At 65.3% G+C, this 19,526-nt stretch carries 17 protein-coding genes; 15 read left to right on the top strand and 2 right to left on the bottom strand.

Going from position 1 to position 19,526, the window contains the following annotated elements:
• Positions 1-17: 17 nt before the first annotated feature.
• The gene (locus OEL49_RS06235) at positions 18-650 is read right to left on the bottom strand and encodes an HNH endonuclease (protein WP_205231526.1); all 633 of its coding nucleotides are present in this window, start codon (positions 648-650) and stop codon (positions 18-20) included.
• A 213-nt stretch (positions 651-863) separates the two neighbouring features.
• Here OEL49_RS06235 and OEL49_RS06230 point away from each other — a divergent pair, with 213 nt between their 5' ends.
• Complete coding sequence (locus OEL49_RS06230) at positions 864-1,589, top strand: energy transducer TonB (protein ID WP_287874222.1); 726 nt, start codon at positions 864-866, stop codon at positions 1,587-1,589.
• Positions 1,590-1,603: 14 nt separating this feature from the next.
• Here the strand turns inward: OEL49_RS06230 and OEL49_RS06225 are convergent, their stop codons facing one another.
• Entirely contained in the window at positions 1,604-2,152 is a 549-nt protein-coding gene (locus OEL49_RS06225) for an NUDIX hydrolase (protein WP_130459979.1), read from the bottom strand.
• Between the two features lie 275 nt (positions 2,153-2,427).
• On the opposite strand from OEL49_RS06225, the gene motA reads away from it, so the two are divergent.
• From motA to OEL49_RS06155, 14 genes are all read left to right on the top strand, one after another.
• Complete coding sequence (gene motA, locus OEL49_RS06220) at positions 2,428-3,285, top strand: flagellar motor stator protein MotA (protein ID WP_014236788.1); 858 nt, start codon at positions 2,428-2,430, stop codon at positions 3,283-3,285.
• Positions 3,286-3,315: 30 nt separating this feature from the next.
• On the top strand, positions 3,316-4,263 hold the full coding sequence (gene motB / locus OEL49_RS06215) for a flagellar motor protein MotB (RefSeq protein ID WP_014236789.1): 948 nt from the start codon (positions 3,316-3,318) through the stop codon (positions 4,261-4,263).
• A gap of 113 nt (positions 4,264-4,376) precedes the next feature.
• The gene (locus OEL49_RS06210) at positions 4,377-5,537 is read left to right on the top strand and encodes a methyl-accepting chemotaxis protein (RefSeq protein WP_287874221.1); all 1,161 of its coding nucleotides are present in this window, start codon (positions 4,377-4,379) and stop codon (positions 5,535-5,537) included.
• Positions 5,538-5,552: 15 nt separating this feature from the next.
• Positions 5,553-5,918 carry a response regulator gene (locus OEL49_RS06205; RefSeq protein WP_014236791.1) on the top strand — a complete coding sequence of 122 codons (366 nt, stop codon included), beginning with the start codon at positions 5,553-5,555 and terminating at the stop codon, positions 5,916-5,918.
• Positions 5,919-5,967: 49 nt separating this feature from the next.
• The gene (locus OEL49_RS06200; RefSeq protein WP_287874220.1) at positions 5,968-8,427 is read left to right on the top strand and encodes a chemotaxis protein CheW; all 2,460 of its coding nucleotides are present in this window, start codon (positions 5,968-5,970) and stop codon (positions 8,425-8,427) included.
• Positions 8,428-8,443: 16 nt separating this feature from the next.
• Positions 8,444-8,947, top strand: coding sequence for a chemotaxis protein CheW (locus tag OEL49_RS06195; RefSeq protein WP_130459976.1), 504 nt, complete (start codon positions 8,444-8,446; stop codon positions 8,945-8,947).
• A 70-nt stretch (positions 8,948-9,017) separates the two neighbouring features.
• Positions 9,018-11,885: a methyl-accepting chemotaxis protein gene (locus tag OEL49_RS06190; protein WP_014236794.1), complete on the top strand. Its 2,868-nt coding sequence runs from the start codon at positions 9,018-9,020 to the stop codon at positions 11,883-11,885.
• 72 nt (positions 11,886-11,957) lie between these two features.
• Positions 11,958-12,836, top strand: a complete 879-nt coding sequence (locus OEL49_RS06185) for a CheR family methyltransferase (protein ID WP_014236795.1) — start codon at positions 11,958-11,960, stop codon at positions 12,834-12,836.
• The gene (gene cheD, locus OEL49_RS06180) at positions 12,811-13,458 is read left to right on the top strand and encodes a chemoreceptor glutamine deamidase CheD (RefSeq protein WP_014236796.1); all 648 of its coding nucleotides are present in this window, start codon (positions 12,811-12,813) and stop codon (positions 13,456-13,458) included. The genes OEL49_RS06185 and cheD overlap by 26 nt, the downstream gene beginning before the upstream one ends.
• A 6-nt stretch (positions 13,459-13,464) precedes the next feature.
• Entirely contained in the window at positions 13,465-14,490 is a 1,026-nt protein-coding gene (locus OEL49_RS06175; protein WP_014236797.1) for a protein-glutamate methylesterase/protein-glutamine glutaminase, read from the top strand.
• A gap of 68 nt (positions 14,491-14,558) precedes the next feature.
• Positions 14,559-14,864, top strand: a complete 306-nt coding sequence (locus tag OEL49_RS06170) for an STAS domain-containing protein (RefSeq protein WP_014236798.1) — start codon at positions 14,559-14,561, stop codon at positions 14,862-14,864.
• Positions 14,865-14,878: 14 nt separating this feature from the next.
• Positions 14,879-16,633 (top strand): ATP-binding SpoIIE family protein phosphatase, encoded by a 1,755-nt coding sequence (locus OEL49_RS06165; protein WP_014236799.1) that lies wholly within the window; start codon positions 14,879-14,881, stop codon positions 16,631-16,633.
• A gap of 161 nt (positions 16,634-16,794) precedes the next feature.
• A complete protein-coding gene (locus OEL49_RS06160; protein WP_287874219.1) occupies positions 16,795-18,375 on the top strand; it encodes a methyl-accepting chemotaxis protein in 1,581 nt (526 codons plus the stop codon).
• 179 nt (positions 18,376-18,554) lie between these two features.
• Positions 18,555-19,523: a chemotaxis protein gene (locus OEL49_RS06155; protein ID WP_014236801.1), complete on the top strand. Its 969-nt coding sequence runs from the start codon at positions 18,555-18,557 to the stop codon at positions 19,521-19,523.
• Positions 19,524-19,526 lie beyond the last annotated feature (3 nt).

Below are 19,526 nucleotides of genomic sequence, written 5' to 3'. Positions count from 1 at the left end.
GGCGCCGCGGGGCGGCTTCAGATGACCCGGCTCTTGGCCGGCACGTGGCGGGCCAGGAAGTCCATCTGGTCGGCCAGGATCTGGCGGTTGGAGAGAATCAGGAATTCGGCCCGGTTGGGCACGTAGGGCAGGTAGAGCAGTTCCATGCCGGCCTTTTCCAGCAGGCGGGCGCCCTTCTTCTGGTTGCAGGGCATGCAGGCGGCCACCACGTTGGTCCAGGTGTCGCTGCCGCCCTTTGAAATGGGGATGACGTGGTCCCGGGTCAGGCGCTGGCTGGAAAATTCCCGGCCGCAGTAGGCGCACAGGTGGCGGTCCCGGTGGAACAGTTCCCGGTTGGAGAGGGGCGGTACGTGGCGGTTGTAGCCTTGGCCGTGGCTGTGGCCGCGCAGGGCGATGATGCTGTTGGCGGTGATGGCGGAGCGCTGGCCGGTGAGGCGGGAAATGCCGCCGCGCAGGGTGAAGGCGTTGTCGCCCGCATCCCAGGCCACCATTTCCCGGGCGTAGTAGAAGCAGGCCTCCTGCCAGGAGATCCAGCGCTGGGGCACTCCGTTCTGGTCCAGGGCCAGGATCAGGGGCGCGCAGGCGTACTCGGCCAGCAGGTGGGGGGCCGGGAGGCAGTGCGGGGGCGGCAGGCATACCGGATCGTTCATGGGAGTCCATAAAAATCATCGGTTTGCGCCAGAGTAACAAAGGCCGCCGGCTTTTCCTAGGGCATGGCCCGGCTGCCGGGTGGCGGCTGGGGAAGGGGAGGCTTTCGGGTATCCTTGCGCCTGTATGGCAGCGGCGGCTCCGATTTTCCCCCGTTGCCGCCACTGCCGCGGCTGCGGCCCTGTCTTCCATCCATTTGTCTGCCCAATCGTTCCATGGCTGCCCCATCTTCCACCCTCAAAGCCGCCCTGGTGGTTTCCCTGCTGGCCCATGCCGTGCTCCTGGCCTGGGGACGTTGGAGTCTGACGCCCACGCCCAGCGCGGCGGCTGGCGGCATGCGGGTGGATCTGCGCGGCGGCCGGCCCGCTGCCGAGGCCCTGCCCCGGGAGGCTCAGTTGGCGCCGCTTTCCCGGCAGGTGCCGCCAAAATCGCCGTCCCGCCTGCCTGAGCGGCCGGTCCCCATCTTGGCCGTTCCCGGTGCCACCGCCCAGGTGGCGGCTGCTGCCGCCCGTCCGCCGGCGTCGGCCGAGGCTGCGCCGGAGCGGCGGGGGGAGGGGGAGGGCCATGCCGGCGCGGCGGCCAGTCCGGCGACCGGCGGCGGCGAGCGGGGCGCGGCAGCGCCGGCCCGGGAAGGTGCCAGCGGCGATGCCCTGCGCCAGTACCGCCTGGCCCTGGCCCTGGAGGCGCGGCGCTTCAAGCGCTATCCGCGGCTGGCCCGGGAGCGGGGCTGGGAGGGGACGGTGGAAGTGGTGGTGCTGGTGGGTGGTCCCGCCGGCCTGGCCGGCACGGTGCAGTTGCAGCGCTCCAGTGGCTATGGACTGCTCGACGACCAGGGGCTGGAAATGCTTAACCGGGCCCTGGCGGCGACGCCGCTGCCGGAAGCCCTGCGCGGCCGGGAGTTGCGGCTGGTGCTGCCGATCGAATTCAAGCTGGAGGAGTAGGGGGCGGGCCGGCCCTAGAGGTAGTCCGCCGGCGGCGGGGGCAGGTCCAGGCTGTGCAGGCGGAAGTGGCCTTCCCGCTTGTCGGCGTAATAGCGTTCCAGGGCGAAGCGCACGCTGCGGAAGGCCAGGTCGTGCCAGGGGATGTCGCTTTCCTGCAGCAGGGCCGTTTCCAGGCTTTCCTCCCCCGGGCTGTGGCGGCCGTCCACCAGCTTGCCCAGGTAGAAGAGGTGGACCTGGTTGATGTGGGGCACATTCACCACGGCGAAAAGGCTGCCGATTTCCACCCGGGCGCAGGCTTCCTCCAGGGTTTCCCGGGCCGCGGCCTGGCCGGTGGTCTCCTCGTTTTCCATGAAGCCGGCCGGCAGGGTCCAGTAGCCGTGGCGCGGTTCGATGGCGCGGCGGCAGAGGAGGATGCGCTCCTCCCATTCGGCAATGCAGCCGATCACCAGCTTGGGATTGAGGTAATGGATGGTGCCGCAGGCGTCACAGACGTGGCGGGGCAGGCTGTCTCCCGGCGGGATGCGCAGGTGCACCGGAGCGCCGCAGTGGCTACAGTAGTTCATCGCGGGAGGAGGAGTGTGCGTGGCGCATGTTTGCCAGTTTAAAACAGTTTCCGGGCCCAAATAAGAGACATTTGTCCTCGCCCCCGGGCCCTTGGGACACCATAATGAATGGCAAAATGGATCGCCTCCGGGGGCCAGAATCCGCCGGCTGGCGGAGTTTTTCTGGGGCTTTTGTCCGGCCCGATGCTATTTTGCTCAGCCGTAAGGGTTGTTGCTAGAATGGCATACACCGAATTAATACAGCAGGCGCTGCCGGAAGGGCAGTGGGGGGAAGCATGTTTCTCATCATTGGTTATGTAGTCATCCTGCTGGCCTCGGTTGGCACCTACGCCATCCACGGCAGCCTGGCTGCCCTGTGGGTGCCCGCCGAATATGCCGCCATCGTCGGTCTGGTGGTGGGCGCCTTCGTCGCCAGCAACAGCATGAAGGTCATCAAGAAGACGGTCGGCGCCCTGCCTTCCATCTTCAAGGGCTCCAAGTACACCAAGGCCCTCTACATCGACCTGCTGGCCATGCTCTTCGAAATCCTCGCCAAGGTGCGCAAGGAAGGCCTGATGGCCATCGAAGCCGATGTGGAAAACCCCGAATCCAGCCCCATCTTCAGCAAGTACCCGGACATTGCCGGCGACCACCACGTCCTCGATTTCATCACCGACTACCTGCGCATGATGGTGGGCGGCAACCTCAATACCCTGGAAATCGAAGCCCTGATGGACATGGAAATCGAGACCCACCATCACGAGGAAGAGGTGCCGGGCCATGCCATGGCCAAGGTGGCCGACGGCGCTCCCGCCTTCGGTATCGTGGTGGCGGTGATGGGGGTGGTGAACGTGATGGGCTCCGTGGGCCAGCCGCCCGCCGTGCTCGGCAAGATGATCGGCGGCGCCCTGGTGGGCACCTTCCTCGGTATCCTGCTTTCCTACGGCTTCGTCTCGCCCATCTCCAGCCTGCTGGAGCAGAAGGCCCACGAAGGCTCGAAGATTTACCAGTGCATCAAGGTGGTGCTGCTGGCCGCCATGTCCGGCTACGCTCCCCAGGTGGCCATCGAGTTCGGGCGCAAGGTTCTCTTCTCCGATGTCCGCCCGTCCTTCCGCGAACTTGAAGAAGAACTCAAGGCTCGCAAGGGCAAGTAAGTCCTGAACCCTTTTGCCCGGTAAGCGCCGATGAGCGACGATTCCTCTCGCCCCATAGTCATCAAACGCATCAAGAAGGGTGGCGGCGGCCACCATGGCGGGGCCTGGAAACTGGCCTACGCCGACTTCGTCACGGCCATGATGGCCTTCTTCCTGCTGATGTGGCTGCTCGGCTCCACCGCCAAGGGCGACCTGGAAGGCATCGCCGAGTATTTCCAGAATCCCCTCAAGGTTTCCATGCAGGGCGGCTCCGGTTCCGGCGACGCCACGGCGGTGATCCAGGGCGGTGGCCTGGACCTGACCCGGCAGAACGGCCAGGTGCGCAAAGGCGAGGACGCGGCCAAGCACAGCGTTTCCAAGTCCTCCGAAGAAGCCAAGCAGCGCGAACGGGCCATGCTCAAGGAGCTGAAGAAGCGCATCGAGGATGCCATCCAGAGCAATCCGGCCATCCAGCAGTTCAAGAACCAGCTGCTGCTGGACATCACCAGCGAGGGCCTGCGCATCCAGATCGTGGATGAGCAGAACCGGCCCATGTTCGACTTGGCCGGCGACCAGCTGAAGCCCTATACCCGGGAAATCCTCAAGGAAATCGGCAAGGTGCTGAATGCGGTGCCCAACCGCATCACCCTCTCCGGCCATACCGATGCGGCCCAGTTCGCCGCCGGCGCCCGGGGCTTCTCCAACTGGGAGCTGTCCGCCAACCGGGCCAATTCCTCCCGGCGCGAACTGGTCAGCGGCGGCATGGACGATCACAAGGTCCTGCGGGTGGTGGGCATGTCCTCCACCGTGCTGTTCGACCGCAACGACCCCCTCAATCCGGTCAATCGCCGCATCAGCATCGTCGTCCTCAACAAGGAGACGGAAGAGGCGTTCCTGCGGGACGCCGCGCCTGATGTGGAAGTGAGCAACGACGCCATCCCTGCGTCCGAAACGCTGACCCCCGGCACCAAGGTGCCATCCGGGCGCCCGCCCCTGTAGAATGTCCGGTCAGCCAGCACAAGCAAACTAATAAGGGGAGACTGGGTACGATGAACGGATGGGCCAAATTGTCTGGCTTCGGACTGGTATGGGCGTTGCTCGTGGCGGCGACCATGGCGGCGATCGACCCTGCCCTGCGCGGCGCCCCCTTTTCCGTCGGCATCGGCGTCATCGTCGTCGGCTGGCTGCTGTTTTCCCTGTTGCTGCGCGATTCCTCCGCAGACGGCAAGGAGTCGTCCGGCGGTGACGTGGCCGCTGGCGAAGGCGTGCGCCTGCTGGCCGAGACCGGCGAGGTGATGCAGCGGGCCAGCGACGAATTCCACAGCCAGTTCGAGGAAGCCCGGGCCGACGTGACGCGGACCCAGCAGATTTTCTCGGAAGCCATCGGCACCCTGATCCAGAGTTTCACCGCAATGAGCCAGCAGGCCCGGCGTCAGCAGGAGCTGGGTACGGGCATCATCAGCAGCCAGCGCGGCGAGGACGGCGCCGCCGATTTTGCCGGCTTCGCCCAGCACACCTCGGAAACCCTGCACGCCTTCGTGGACAGCGTGGTGGCCAACTCCAAGCTGGCCATGGAACTGGTGGAAATGACCGACAAGATGTCGGAACAGATGAAGCGCATCACCGGCATGCTGGGCGAGATCGAAGGCATCTCCAAACAGACCAACCTGCTGGCCCTCAATGCCGCCATCGAGGCGGCCCGGGCCGGCGAGGCGGGCCGCGGCTTCGCCGTGGTGGCGGACGAGGTGCGCGACCTCTCCGGCCGCACCAGCCACTTCAGCCAGCAGATCCGCGGCCAGCTGGTGACCATGCAGCAGTCCATCGAAATGACCGAGCAGGCCATCAACAAGATGGCGGCCCAGGACATGACCTTCGCCCTCAAGTCCAAGCAGGGGGTGGAGGTGGCCATGCAGAACATCGAGGCCCTCAACCACCGTACCGGCGAGACCATCGACGAGCTCAACCACATCTCCGAGAGCATGGAGCAGAGCGTCAATCAGGCGGTGGTCTCCCTGCAGTTCCAGGACATGGTGACCCAGCTGCTGTCCCACGTGAATGGCCGCCTCGAATCGGTCCAGGCGGTGCTGGGCGAGGTCCGGGCCCTGGCGGCTGCGGCCCAGTGCGGCCAGGGCGAGATGTCCGCGGCTCAGGCCGACAGCCTGCGGCAGTCGCTGCTCCAGGCCCGCACCCAGGTGGACGGCCTGCGCCAGCGCACTTCCAATAATCCGGTGAGCCAGGAAGGCTTCAACACCGGCGAAATCGAACTCTTCTGAAAATCGGAGTCTCCCATGCCCAAAACCATTCTTGCCGTCGATGATTCCGCCTCCATCCGCCAGATGGTGAGCTTTACCCTGAAGAGTGCCGGTTACGACGTGGTCGAGGCCGTGGATGGCATGGACGGCCTGGAAAAGGCCAAGGCCCGCGCCATCAACCTGGTGCTGACCGACCAGAACATGCCGCGCATGGACGGCCTGACCCTGATCCGCACCCTGCGCGGCCTGCCCCAGTACAAGGCCACGCCTATCCTGATGCTGACCACCGAGTCCTCCGACGCCATGAAGACCCAGGGTCGCGCTGCCGGCGCCACCGGCTGGCTGGTCAAGCCCTTCGATCCCCAGAAGCTGGTGGAAGTGGTGAAGAAGGTGATCGGCTGAGCCGCGGCCCCGGTCCCCTTCAGTCCCTGCGTCGGTCAGAGAGGCGAACATGGCCATCGACATGAGCCAGTTCTACCAGGTGTTCTTCGAGGAGTCGGCGGAGCACCTGGCAGAAATGGAATCCCTGCTGCTCGGGCTGGACGTGGGTGCCCCGGAGGACGAGGACCTCAACGCCATTTTCCGGGCGGCCCACTCCATCAAGGGTTCCTCCGGCACCTTCGGCTTCACCGACCTGACCGCCGTCACCCACGTCTTGGAAACCCTGCTCGACCGACTGCGCAAGCACGAGATCGGCCTGCGCCCGGAAATGGTGGATGCCTTCCTCGAGGCCGGCGATCTGCTCAAGCTGCTGCTGGCCGCCCACCAGGGCGGCGAGGCGGTCAGCGCCGAGGCCCAGGAGGCCATCTGCGAAAAGCTGCGCCAGCTGTCCCGGGACGAAGGGGCCGAGCCGGTCGCCGTCGTCATGCCGGAAGCCGTTGTGGCCCCGGCGGAAAGCGGCGTTGATGGCGGCTGGGAAATCGAGTTCGTGCCGACGCCCGCTTCCCTGGCGGTGCCGGAAACCCTGGAAAATTTCCTCGAGGACCTGGGACGCCAGGGGCGCCTGGAAGTGCTCAGCCGTTCCAGCGGCCCCGTTCCCTCCCTGTGGCAGCTGCGCCTTTACGGCCAGGTGGCGCGGGAAGCCCTGGCCGATTCCCTCGATTTCGTCGCCGAGTCCGATGCCTGGCGCCTGTCGCCCCTGGCAGCCCCGGCGGCAGCGGCCGACGAGGCTTTCGGCCTCTTCGACGATGCCCCCGGAGCGCCCCAGGACGAGACCGCCTACGGCTTCTTCGACGACGCCCCCGGCCTGGCCCCCGCCGCGCCTGCCGCGATGGCGGAAGAGGGGGATGGCTACGGTTTCTTCGATCCCTTGCCCGAGCCGGTGGCGGCAGAGGATGCCCTGGCCCCCATCCCGGCTGTGGCCGAGGAAGGTGAGGGCTACGGCTTTTTCGCCCCCCTGCCCGATCCTGCTGCGACTCCGGCAGCGGTGGCTGAAGAAGGGGATGGTTACGGCTTTTTCGAGCCTCTGCCGGCCACTGCCGGTGCGGCTGCCGGGGTGGGCGAGCCTCCTGTGCTGGAGGAAGGGGAGGGCTACGGTTTCTTTGTGCCGCTCCCCCAGGCCGGCACCATGCCGGCGGTGAGCGAGCCTGCGCCCGCTCCGCTGGCGTCGCCTCCGGCCGCTCCTGCGGTGGTTCCGGCAAGCGTTGCCGCCGCGGCGCCGGCGCCACTGGCGCCGGCAGCCGAAGCCCGCGTCGAAAGCCGTCCGAAGGCGCCGCCGGTGGCCGCGGGCGACAGTTCCATCCGGGTCGGGGTGGAAAAGGTGGACCAGCTCATCAATCTGGTGGGGGAACTGGTCATCACCCAGGCCATGCTCCTGGCCACGGCCCAGGAAATGCAGGAGGCGGCGCCCGAGCGTCTGCTCAACGGCCTGACCCAGCTGGAACGCAACAGCCGGGATCTGCAGGAAGCGGTGATGTCCATCCGCATGCTGCCCATTTCCTTCGTCTTTTCCCGTTTCCCCCGGGTGGTGCGGGATCTTTCCGGCAAGCTGGGCAAGCAGGTCGAACTGAAGATGAGCGGCGAGACCACGGAGCTGGACAAGGGCCTCATCGAAAAGATCACCGACCCCCTGACCCACCTGATCCGCAACAGCCTGGACCACGGCATCGAATCGCCGGAGAAGCGCGTCGCCGCCGGCAAGCCGCCGGGCGGCACCATCACCCTCAAGGCGGCCCACCAGGGCGGCAACATCGTCATCGAGGTGGGGGACGACGGCGCCGGCCTGAACCGCCAGAAAATTCTCGCCAAGGCCCGGGAGAAGGGCCTGGCGGCCTCCGACCAGATGAGCGACCAGGACGTGTGGGCCCTCATTTTCGAGCCCGGCTTTTCCACCGCCGACCAGGTGACCGACGTTTCCGGCCGGGGCGTGGGCATGGACGTGGTGCGGCGGAACATCCAGGCCCTGGGCGGCCGCATCGAAATCGAATCCATGACCGGCATCGGCACCCGCATGACGGTGCGCCTGCCCCTGACCCTGGCCATCCTGGACGGCATGAGCGTGGCCGTCGGGGAAGAAATCTATATTATTCCCCTGTCCTACGTGGTCGAGTCCCTGCAGCCGAAGCCCAGCGACATCAAGACGGTTTCCAACCAGGGCCGGGTGATCCAGGTGCGGGGCGAATACCTGCCCGTGGTGGTGCTGCACGAGGTCTTCGCCGCCGAGCCCAAGGTGCGGGAGTTCCACCAAGGGATCATGGTGGTGCTCAATGCGGACGGGGCCAAGGCCGCCCTGTTCGTGGACGGACTGGTGGGCCAGCACCAGGTGGTGATCAAGAGTCTGGAACAGAACTACCGCAAGGTGCAGGGCGTGTCCGGCGCCACCATCATGGGGGACGGCCGGGTGGCCCTGATCCTGGATACCTCGGCCCTGGTGGCCATGGCCAAGGGCCAGGCGACGGACGGGGCAGCCTGAGCGAAGGAGCGAGACAGTGGAAAACTACAATGCCGGCAATGGCGCCACCGACGAAGACCAGGTGGCCAGCGAATTCCTGACCTTCACCCTGGGCCAGGAGGAATACGCCATCGATATCCTCAAGGTCCAGGAAATCCGCGGCTACGATATGGTGACGCGGATCGCCAATGCGCCCGAATTCATCAAGGGCGTCATCAACCTGCGGGGCCTGATCGTGCCCATCGTCGATCTGCGCATCAAGTTCAAGCAGCCCAAGATCGAATACACCCCCTTCACCGTGGTCATCATCCTCAACGTGATGAGCCGGGTGGTGGGCATCGTGGTGGACAGCGTCTCCGACGTCATCGCCCTGACCCCGCCCCAGATTCGCCCCGCCCCGGACTTTTCCGCCAGTTTCGATACCCGCTTCATCCTGGGCCTGGCCTCGGTGGAAGGACGCATGCTGATCGTCACCGACATCGAGCAGCTGATGAGCACCCGGGACATGGAACTGATGGACGACGTGGCCGCCCTGGCCTGAGACAGGCACCCAGACAGAGAAAATTGCTTGGCCGCCGGAAGCGGTGGCCGGAACAGACGGAGAGACCAACATGCGCACCAATCTGCCGGTCACCAATGTGGAAGTGCCCCTGCGGGATGACACCCTGATCGTCTCCAAGACCGATCTCAAGGGTCAGATCACCTACATCAACCGGGATTTCATCGAGATCAGCGGCTTCACCGAGGCCGAGCTGATCGGCGAGCCCCACAACATCGTGCGCCACCCGGATATGCCGTCCGAAGCCTATGCGGATATGTGGACCCACCTTAAGGCGGGACGGCCGTGGACCGGCCTGGTGAAGAACCGCTGCAAGAACGGGGACCACTACTGGGTCGAGGCCAATGCCACGCCGATCCGGGAAAACGACCAGGTGGTCGGCTACATGTCGGTGCGCCGCAAGCCCTCCCGGGACCAGGTGGAAGCGGCGGAAAATGCCTACCGCCTGTTCCGCGAGAACCGGGCCGGCTCCCTGCGCATCCTCTGCGGCAAGGTGGTGCGCGGCGGCCCCAGCCTGGGCGACCGTTTTGCCAGCCTGTCCCTGGCTACCCGTCTGGGCCTGGGTTTCGGCCTGGCAGTCCTGTTTGCCGTGGTGGTCGGCGTGCTGGGCCTGTATGCCCTGAACAACACCAACGAGAGCCTGGAGCGGGCCTTCACCGACCGCCTGCAGCCGGTCCAGGGTCTGGCCCGCATCGGCAAGCTGGTGGCGGACAACCGGGCCCAGGTGCTGCTCGGCCTGCAGCATGAGCCGGGCACCAGCAATGCGGCCAGCCACGAGCATCCGGTGACGGCCCACACCGACATCATCGCCAAGAACCGGGAAGAGCTGACGGCCATCTGGCAGCGCTACCAGCAGAGCATCCGCAGCGACGAGCACAAGGCCCTGGCCGAAGCCTACTTCATCGCCCGCAAGCGGTATGTGGACGAGGGCATCAACCCGGCCCGGGACGCCCTCAACGAAGGCCATTTCGCCGAAGCCCAGCGCATCCTCTCGGAGAAGATCAATCCGCTCTACGACGAGGTTTCCGCCAAGACCGACGCCCTCTACCAGTACCACGCCGACCAGGCGCGCAAGGACGCCCAGGCTGCCGATGACCTGAAGGCCACCACCACCGGCACCATCGTCGGCGCCATCGTGCTGGTCATCGTGCTGCTGACCTTCATCGCCTGGCGCCTTTCCGGCGGCATCCTGCGCTCCCTGGCCGATGCTCAGGCCGCCTTCGGCGCCGTCAGCCAGGGCCGCTACAACCACCAGGTGGACATCACCCGCAACGACGAGATGGGCCGCCTGCTGCAGGGCATTCAGGCCATGCAGATCAAGCTGGGCTTCGATGTGGCCGAGGCCCAGCGCATCGCCAACGAGAACCTGCGCATCAAGATCGGCCTGGACAACGTGGCTACCAACGTCATGGTGGCGGACGACCAGCACAACATCATCTACATGAACAAGGCGGTGGAAGACATGTTCCGCCGGGTGGAGGACGACATCCGCCGCGACCTGCCCGACTTCCGCGCTGCCACTCTGCTCGGTTCCAACATCGACGTCTTCCACAAGAACCCGGCCCACCAGCGCGGGCTGCTGTCGCGCCTCAGCGGCTCCCACCGCGCCACCGTGCACCTGGGCGGCCGCACCTTCTCCCTGACCGTGACCCCGGTGGTGAACGAGCGCGGCATCCGCCTCGGCTCCGCCGTGGAATGGCTGGACCGGACCGCCGAAGTGGCGGTGGAGGCCGAGGTGGCCGACATCGTGAACGGTGCCGCCAACGGCGACTTCACCCGGCGCCTGGTGCTGGAGGGCAAGGACGGCTTCTTCCGCCAGCTTTCCGAGGGTATCAACCGTCTTCTGGAAACCAGCCAGAAGGGCCTGGACGACGTGGCCCGCATGCTCAACGCCATGTCCCAGGGCGACCTCACCAGCCGTATCGAGGCCGACTATGCTGGCACCTTCGGCCAGCTGAAGAACGACGCCAACAGTACCGTCGAGCAGCTCAAGGAAATCGTCGAGCGCATCAAGGGCGCCACCGAGGCCATCAACACGGCGGCCCAGGAAATTGCCTCCGGCAACACCGACCTCTCCTCCCGCACCGAGGAGCAAGCCTCCAGCCTGGAAGAGACCGCCTCCTCCATGGAGCAGCTGACCAGCACGGTGAAGCAGAATGCGGACAATGCCCGTACCGCCAACGAGCTGGCCAGCGGCGCCCAGCAGGTGGCAGTGAAGGGCGGCGAGGTGGTGGAACAGGTGGTGCAGACCATGGGCGCCATCCACCACTCCTCCAGCAAGATCGCCGACATCATCGGCGTCATCGACGGCATCGCTTTCCAGACCAACATCCTGGCCCTCAACGCGGCCGTCGAAGCGGCCCGGGCCGGCGAGCAGGGCCGCGGTTTTGCCGTGGTGGCCACCGAGGTGCGCAACCTGGCCCAGCGCAGCGCCGCCGCCGCCAAGGAAATCAAGGCCCTCATCTCCGATTCCGTGGAGAAGGTGGAGAACGGCTCCCGCCTGGTGGATTCCGCCGGCCGCACCATGGAAGAGGTGGTGACCTCCATCAAGCGCGTCGCCAAGATCATGGCCGACATCGCCGAGGCCAGCCGGGAGCAGAGCGCCGGCATCGAGCAGGTGGGCCTGGCGGTGAGCCAGATGGATGAAGTCACCCAGCAGAACGCCGCCCTGGTGGAAGAGGCCGCTGCTGCCGCCGAAAGCCTGGAGGAGCAGGCCCACGGCCTGATGGAGGCGGTTTCCGTGTTCCGCCTCGGCCACGAGGCGCCGGCAGGCCGCCACGCCGGCCCGAGCCCGGCCATGGGGCAGGCGCAGGCCGCCATTCCCCATCTGCAGCAGGAAGTGCGGGTGCCGTCGCCCAAGTTCGGCGGCAAGCCCGTCAACCTGCCGGCCTCCCTCGATGACGAGTGGGAAGAGTTCTAAGCCCTTTCCATCCGCCCAGCCCGCTCCCGGCCATTGTTGCCGGGAGCTTCTCCGAGCAAGGAAGTGTCAGCCATGACCGATGCCAAGCGCCCCCTGTTCAACCTGCCGCCGGCGGCAGCCCCGGCCACCCGGGAATTCGTCTTCACCAGCGCCGATTTCGAGCGGGTCCGCAAGCTCATCTACAAGCATGCGGGCATCTCCCTGTCGCCGGTCAAGCAGGACATGGTTTATTCCCGCCTGGCCCGGCGCCTGCGCGCCACCGGCATCAAGTCCTTCAGCGACTATCTGGACCGGCTGGAAAAGAACAGCGATTCCCAGGAGTGGGAGAAATTCGTCAATTCCCTGACGACCAATCTCACCTCCTTCTTCCGAGAGCCCCACCATTTCCCCATCCTGGCCGACTACCTGAAGAAGCATGCCGGCAAGCGGCCCCTGAAGATCTGGTGCTGTGCCGCCTCCACCGGCGAGGAGCCCTATTCCATCGCCATGACCGTGCAGGAGGCCCTGGGCAACGCGGCGAGCAATGTTTCCATCATTGCCTCCGACCTGGATACCAATGTCCTGGCAACGGCCGACAAGGGCGTTTATGCTGCCGACCGGGTGGAGAAAATGTCCCCGGAGCAGGTCAAGCGCTTCTTCCTCAAGGGCACCGGCAACCAGGAGGGCTACGTCTGCGTGCGGCCGGAACTGCGCCGCATGATCACCTTCCAGCGCCTCAACCTGCTGGACCCCAGCTGGTCCGTGCGCGGCCCCCTGGATGTGATCTTCTGCCGCAACGTCATGATCTATTTCGACAAGCCGACCCAGTACAAGATTCTTTCCCGTTTTGCGCCCATGCTGAACCCGGAGGGCCTGATGTTCGCCGGCCATTCCGAGAGCTTCCTGCATGCTGCGGACTTGTTCCGTTCCCTCGGAAAGACGGTCTATGAGCTGGCGCGAAAGCCGGGATAGCCTGGCTGCCGCCGCCGGCAGCGCCGAATATGTGGAGCATCTGGCGAGCAACCGATATTTCGACCGGAGCTTCGAACGGCCGGCCGCCAAGATCCTGCCGGGCGAGTACTACGTCGCCCGGGACGACATGCTGCTGGTCACCGTCCTCGGCTCCTGCGTCGCCGCCTGTATCCGCGACGGCGATTCCGGGATCGGCGGCATGAACCATTTCATGCTGCCCGAAGCGGGCGGTGAGGGCATGGTCAGCACCTCGGCCCGCTACGGCACCTACGCCATGGAAGTGCTGATCAACCATCTGCTCAAGCTGGGCGCCCGTCGCGGCCGCCTCGAGGCCAAGGTCTTCGGTGGCGGGGCGGTCCTTTCCAGCCTGGCGTCCGCCCAGGTCGGCGCCCGCAATGCGGAGTTCGTGCTGAATTTCCTGAAGACCGAAAAAATACCCGTGGTTGCCAAGGACCTGCTCGATTCCTATCCCCGGAAGGTCTATTACTTTCCCCAGACCGGCAAGGTCCTGGTGAAGAAACTGCACCGGGTCCACAACGACACCCTGTTCACCCGCGAAAAGGAGTACCAGTCCCGTCTGGGCCAAGCGAAGGTGGAAGGGGACATCGAACTCTTTACCTGACCCGCCATGCCTATCCGTGTACTCGTAATCGACGATTCGGCGGTGATGCGCAAGCTGCTCACCGAATTCATCAATTCCCAGCCCGACCTGGAGGTCGTGGGAGCCGCTCCCGACGCGCCGACGGCCCGGGAGATGATCAAGACCGTCAATCCGGACGTGCTGACGCTGGACGTGGCCATGCCGAAAATGGACGGCCTGGAGTTCCTCGAGCGCCTGATGCGCCTGCGGCCCATGCCGGTGGTGATGGTCTCCTCCTATACCGAGGCCGGTTCCGATACCACCCTCAAGGCCCTGGAACTGGGCGCCGTCGAATTCATCGGCAAGCCCCGGGTGGAGCCCGGCCATTCCCTGGACGACTACGCCCAGGAACTGGCGGAGAAGATCCGGGCGGCCAAGGGGGCGCGCCTGCGCAAGCCGCCGGCCGCAGCCCAGCCCGTACCCTCCGTGCCCCGGGGCGTGACCACCAACAAGATCATTTTCGTCGGCGCCTCCACCGGCGGCACCGAGGCCCTCAAGCATTTCCTGCTGGGCATGCCGGCCGATTGCCCACCCATCCTGGTGGTGCAGCACATGCCCGAGACCTTCACCGCCTCCTTCGCCAAGCGCCTCGACAGCCTGTGCGCGCCCCGGGTCATTGAATCCAAGGGCAATGAAAAGGTGGAGGCCGGAACCGTCTATATCGCCCCCGGCCATTCCCACCTGCAGGTACGCAAGACCGCCTCTGGTCTGGTGACCGAACTGTTGCAGACCCCGCCCGTGAACCGGCACCGGCCGGCGGTCGATGTGCTGTTCCACTCTGCCGCCCAGCTGGTGGGGCGCAACGCCCTCGGGGTGATCCTCACCGGCATGGGCAAGGACGGCGCCCAGGGCCTGCTGGCCATGCATCAGGCCGGAGCCCGCACCTACGGCCAGGACGAGGCCAGCTGCGTGGTCTACGGCATGCCCCGGGAAGCCGCCCAGATCGGTGCGGTGGACGAGGTGGTCAGCCTCGACGAAATGTCGCGCCGGGTGCTAGCCGGCCTGGGGCGCTAGCCGCCGCTTGCGGCTCCATAGATAATAGGCCGCAGTGCCAAGACGCGAATAATTGATAAGGGAGTGGTATGCATACCAGTGTTGAGCAGGACAATGGCCGGGCCGTGGTAAAGCTTTCCGGCCGCTTCGATTTCAATTCCCACCGGGAATTCCGCGCTGCCTACGAGAACCTTCTCGGCCGTGGCGACCTGAAGGAATTCGTGGTCGATCTGGGCGGCGTCGATTATCTGGATAGTTCGGCTCTGGGCATGCTGCTCCTGCTGCGCGACAAGGTGGCCCTGGAAAACAAGGCCGTCTCCCTGGCCAACTGTCAGGGCAATGTGCGGCAGGTGCTGGATATCGCCAACTTCGGCAAGTTGTTCAAAATCTCCTGATGCCGTTCGGGGCCATGAAAGCGGTAGCCGGCCCCATTGCTGTTCCCGCGCTCGCCATCCTCCTGGTGGAGGATGATCCCCTCGATGCCGAACTGACCCAGCTCGAGCTGGAACGTTTCGGCCACCGGGTCAGCGTCGCCCGCAGCGGCGAGGAGGCCCTGGCCCTGTACGCCAGCTTCCGTCCCGATCTGGTGGTGACGGATATTTCCCTGCCGGGCATGTGCGGTTGCGAACTGACCCGCCAGCTCAAGTCCCGGGAGCACCCCCACTGGCTGCCGGTGCTCTTCATGAGCGGCGCCCAGAGCGAAAGCTCCCTGGTGGAGGCCTACCAGGCCGGTGCCGACGACTTCATCCACAAGCCCATCAGCCGCCCGGTGCTGCAAGCCAAGCTGGGCGTCTTCCAGCAGCGCCTGCACCTGCAGCGTGAGGCCCAGGCCCGGGAGCGGCTGCTGCAGCGCTATCGGGACCAGGTGGAGGAGGAGAAGAGCGTCGCCCTGCACCTGATGCATCGCCTGGTCAATGCCGAACTGCTGGGGGATCTGGCCGTCAGCCACTGGATGCGGCCGGCGGAAACCTACAGCGGCGACCTCATCGCCGCCGCCCGTACCCCGGGAGGCATCCTGCATGTTCTTCTGGCCGATGCCACCGGCCACGGTCTGGCCGCCTCCCTGGCGGTGATGCCGGTGACCCAGCCCTTCTACCGCATGACCGAAAAGGGTTTCGGCATCGATGCCATCGCCCGGGAGATGAACCGCAAGGTGGCCGAACTGCTGCCCGTGGGGCGTTTCGTCGCCGCCACCCTGGCCGCCGTGGATTCGGCCAGCGGTTCCATCCAGGTGTGGAATGGGGGCAATCCTCCGCCGTTCCTGGTGAACAGCCAGGGGTTGCTGTCCAGCATCACTTTTGCCAAGGCCCATCTGCCCCTGGGCATCCTCGCCGACGAGGACTTCGATGCCTCCACCGAGGTGCATTTCATCGAGGAGCCGAAGCAGCTGGTGATCTACTCGGACGGTGTGGTGGAGGCGGAAAACGGCAGCGGTACGCCCTTCGGCCGGGAGCGCCTACTCAATGCCCTGCTCAGCCAGGAACGGGAAGAACGCCTGGCCGGCGTGGTGGGCGCCCTGGATGCCCATCTGGCCGGTCGCGGCGCCCAGGACGACCTGTCCCTGATGCTGGTGCATTGCTACCACCAGACGGCCCGCAGCCCCCGCATCGGTGGCGGAACTCCCCGGGTGCTGCGCCACTCCGGTTCCTGGCAGGTCACCATGTCCCTCTCCGCCGACGATATCCGCAACCTGGACCCGGTGCCGACCCTGATGGGGGTGTTGAGCCAGTTCAATCGGGACAAGGACCATGGCAGCCACATCTTCCTCATCCTCTCCGAGCTGTACAACAACGCCCTGGATCATGGGGTGCTCGGCCTGGATTCGGGCCTCAAGGCCCAGAGCCAGGGATTTGAGCGCTACCTGGAGGAGCGGGGGCGGCGTCTGGCCGCCTTGCGCGACGGCACGGTGGACCTCGAAGTGACCCAGCAGCATCGCGGTGGCCGCACGGAGCTGGTGATGCGGGTGCGGGACTCCGGCCCCGGTTTCGATCACGCTGCCTTCATGGCCAGTCTGGAAAGCGAATGTAGCGGCAAGGTTCCCCATGGCCGGGGCATCCGCCTGGTCCATTCCCTGTGCAGCGCCCTGCACTATTGCGCACCGGGTAACGAGGTCATCGCGTATTATGATATGACCGACTTTGGCTACGCCGGGGACCGACAGTAAGCCGAAGATACTTATAGACACTGGGAAAACCAGGGGATGGAGACAAGATGAGTGCCGTTTGGACATGGCGGGCGATCGCCCTGGTGGTGATGCTGGCAGCTCTCGGATCGGGGGCGTGGAGTTGGGGGGCTCTCGGCGGTGGTTGGGCGGCGGCGGGGACCATGCTGCTGCTGGCCCTGGGAACGTCCCTGGCGCTGGGGGCGGTGATGGATGCCCTGTTCCTGCGCCCGATGCGGGTGCTGCGTCAGGGGATCGAAACCATGTATGCTGACGGCGACCTGACCAAACGGGTGCCGGTGGCCGGCAAGGGCGATGTGGCCGAGACTTCCGCCTCCTTCAATCGCCTGGTGGCCAGCATCCATACCATCATCGGCAAGGTGATCTTCAATGCGGTCGAGGTGGCCAAGGCCTCCCGCCAGGTTCTGGAGGAGGCCAACCGGGTTGCTGCCGGCTCCACCCAGCAGCATGACGCCGCCCAGGCCACCGCAGCAGCCGTGGATGTGCTGTCGAGCAATATGCACGAGGTCAGCCAGCGGGCCCACGAGACCTCGTCCATTGCCCAGTTTGCCAGCGAGTTGTCCGGCGAGGGGGTGGGCATCGTCAATGATGCCTCCCGGGAAATGGAGAAGATCGCCGAGTCGGTGACCCATTCCGCCGAGGTGGTGCGAGCCCTGGGTGACCGCTCCAAGGCGATTTCCGGGATCGTCCAGACCATCCGGGAAATCGCTGACCAGACCAACCTCCTGGCCCTCAATGCGGCCATCGAGGCGGCCCGGGCCGGCGAGGCGGGGCGCGGTTTTGCCGTGGTGGCCGACGAAGTGCGCAAGCTGGCCGAGCGGACGTCCCTGGCGACGGGCGAGATCAGCAGCGTCATCGGTTCCATCCAGGAGGAAACCGCCACCGCCATCACCAGCATCGAGGCCGGTACCGGTCAGGCCCAGAGCGGCGCCCATCTTGCCCGCCAGGCGGCAGACTCCCTCACCCGCATCAATGGCGGCGCCCAGGAGACCATGGAAAAGGTGGATGCCATCGCCGGGGCCATCGAACAACAGAGCCAGGCCGGTCAGGACATCGCCTCCCATGTGGCCCAGATCATGGAAATGGCCCAGTCGAACAGTGCCGCCGCCGAGCTCACCTTGCAGGAAGCCCGTCAGCTGGAATACCTGGCGACGAATCTGAAGGAAATCGGCAACGTCTTCCGCCTGGGCAGCGCCGGCGAGGAGTCCGTGGCGGTCCACGCCAGCATGCCGTCCATGGTGCAGGAACTGGCCGGCAGCGTCGGCCAGTTGTTGGAGCAGGCCATCGATTCCGGCAAGATTTCCCTGGCGGACCTGTTCGACGAAAACTACTCCCCCATCGCCGGAACCCGGCCCCAGAAGTTTTCCACCCGCTTCGACACCCTGTGCGACCAGTTGCTGCCAAAGTTGCAGGAGCCGCTGCTGGAACGGCATCCCCATGTGGTTTATGCCATTTCCACCAATCGCAAGGGTTACGTGCCGACCCATAACAAGCGCTTTTCCAAGCCCCTGACCGGTGATGAAAAAGTGGATTTCATCAACAACCGCACCAAGCGGGTGTTTGACGACCCGGTCGGGCGGCGCTGCGGTTCCCATGAACAGCCTTTCCTGCTGCAGACCTACCGGCGCGACACGGGGGAAATCATGCACGACATTTCCGCCCCCGTTTACATCAAGGGCAAGCATTGGGGAGGTGTCCGGATTGGCTACCGGACGGAGTCCTGATGGGCTTCCTGTGGCTTTCTACCTTTCCGCTCCCATGGTTTTGCATGTATTCTTAAGGTTATAGGTATATTGTCGTTAAAAGTGATGGGTTTCCCTGGGAAACGACCTAGGTAGATTGTTGGCCCATTGCAATTAGAATCTCTAAGAACAATCGTTCCCGCATTCGAGGGGTAGTGGTCATGTCTGAACTGCTCAAAAGTATCGACGCCCGCACTAAACTTGCCGGCACCAATAAGCTGGAAATCCTGCTGTTTACCTTGGGCACCGATTCGCGCAATGGCCGGCGGGAAACCTTCGGTATCAACGTCTTCAAGGTCCGCGAGGTGATGCGCACGCCGCCCATCACGGCGGCGCCGGACATGCCGGCCGCAGTCGAAGGCATGGTCAGCCTGCGCGGCGCCCTGGTGCCGGTGGTGGATCTGGCCAAGTACGCCGGGGTCCAGACCGACACGCCGCGGGACATCATGATCGTCACCGAGTACAACGGCCACACCCAGGGATTCCTGGTGGAGGCGGTGGATACCATCCTGCGCCTTGACTGGGGCATGATGCGGGTGCCGCCGGAGATGCTGGTGGCCCAGATGGGCGGCCTGGTGACCGCCGTGACGGAACTGGCCGATGGCCGTCTGGTGATGATGATGGACGTGGAAAAGGTCCTGTCCGAAACCACCAAGTACGACGACGAGTTCATGTACCGCAGCATCGTCCCCATCGACAAGCCCGAATGTACGGTGTTTTTTGCCGACGACTCGGTGGTGGCGCGCAAGCAGATCGAACGTACCCTGCAGGCCATGAACGTCAAGTACGTGGCTGCCATCAACGGCCGTCAGGCCTGGGAAGAACTGGAGAAAATGGCCGCCTATGCCGTTTCCCTGGGGCGTCCGGTCAATGAAATGGTGAGCCTGGTGCTGACCGACATCGAAATGCCGGAAATGGATGGCTACATCCTGACCAAGAAGGTGAAGAGTGATCCGCGCTTTGCCGGTGTGCCCGTGATCATGCATTCCTCCCTGTCCGGCATGTCCAACCAGAAGCTGGGCCAATCGGTCGGGGTGGATGAATATGTGCCCAAGTTCGAGCCCCAGAAGCTTTCCGAGACCCTGGCGCGGCGCCTGGGGGCTACCCTTCCCGCCACCGTTGAAGCCTGATAC

The sequence above is a fragment of the Azospira sp. genome, assembly GCF_030247495.1.
GTDB classification, from domain to species: domain Bacteria; phylum Pseudomonadota; class Gammaproteobacteria; order Burkholderiales; family Rhodocyclaceae; genus Azospira; species Azospira oryzae.
The sequence above is the reverse complement of the archived record's forward strand: the minus strand, read 5'-3'. Positions and strand labels throughout refer to the sequence as shown.

What these genes read in the sequence shown, in the direction of transcription:
- OEL49_RS06155 (WP_014236801.1), top strand. Translation starts at nt 18,555, where the DNA reads ATGTCTGAACTGCTCAAAAGTATCGACGCCCGCACTAAACTTGCCGGC.
- cheD (WP_014236796.1), top strand. Translation starts at nt 12,811, where the DNA reads ATGAGCTGGCGCGAAAGCCGGGATAGCCTGGCTGCCGCCGCCGGCAGC.
- OEL49_RS06185 (WP_014236795.1), top strand. Translation starts at nt 11,958, where the DNA reads ATGACCGATGCCAAGCGCCCCCTGTTCAACCTGCCGCCGGCGGCAGCC.
- motB (WP_014236789.1), top strand. Translation starts at nt 3,316, where the DNA reads ATGAGCGACGATTCCTCTCGCCCCATAGTCATCAAACGCATCAAGAAG.
- OEL49_RS06165 (WP_014236799.1), top strand. Translation starts at nt 14,879, where the DNA reads ATGAAAGCGGTAGCCGGCCCCATTGCTGTTCCCGCGCTCGCCATCCTC.
- motA (WP_014236788.1), top strand. Translation starts at nt 2,428, where the DNA reads ATGTTTCTCATCATTGGTTATGTAGTCATCCTGCTGGCCTCGGTTGGC.
- OEL49_RS06190 (WP_014236794.1), top strand. Translation starts at nt 9,018, where the DNA reads ATGCGCACCAATCTGCCGGTCACCAATGTGGAAGTGCCCCTGCGGGAT.
- OEL49_RS06230 (WP_287874222.1), top strand. Translation starts at nt 864, where the DNA reads ATGGCTGCCCCATCTTCCACCCTCAAAGCCGCCCTGGTGGTTTCCCTG.
- OEL49_RS06205 (WP_014236791.1), top strand. Translation starts at nt 5,553, where the DNA reads ATGCCCAAAACCATTCTTGCCGTCGATGATTCCGCCTCCATCCGCCAG.
- OEL49_RS06210 (WP_287874221.1), top strand. Translation starts at nt 4,377, where the DNA reads ATGGCGGCGATCGACCCTGCCCTGCGCGGCGCCCCCTTTTCCGTCGGC.
- OEL49_RS06225 (WP_130459979.1), bottom strand. Translation starts at nt 2,152, where the DNA reads ATGAACTACTGTAGCCACTGCGGCGCTCCGGTGCACCTGCGCATCCCG.
- OEL49_RS06160 (WP_287874219.1), top strand. Translation starts at nt 16,795, where the DNA reads ATGCTGCTGCTGGCCCTGGGAACGTCCCTGGCGCTGGGGGCGGTGATG.
- OEL49_RS06235 (WP_205231526.1), bottom strand. Translation starts at nt 650, where the DNA reads ATGAACGATCCGGTATGCCTGCCGCCCCCGCACTGCCTCCCGGCCCCC.
- OEL49_RS06170 (WP_014236798.1), top strand. Translation starts at nt 14,559, where the DNA reads ATGCATACCAGTGTTGAGCAGGACAATGGCCGGGCCGTGGTAAAGCTT.
- OEL49_RS06175 (WP_014236797.1), top strand. Translation starts at nt 13,465, where the DNA reads ATGCCTATCCGTGTACTCGTAATCGACGATTCGGCGGTGATGCGCAAG.
- OEL49_RS06200 (WP_287874220.1), top strand. Translation starts at nt 5,968, where the DNA reads ATGGCCATCGACATGAGCCAGTTCTACCAGGTGTTCTTCGAGGAGTCG.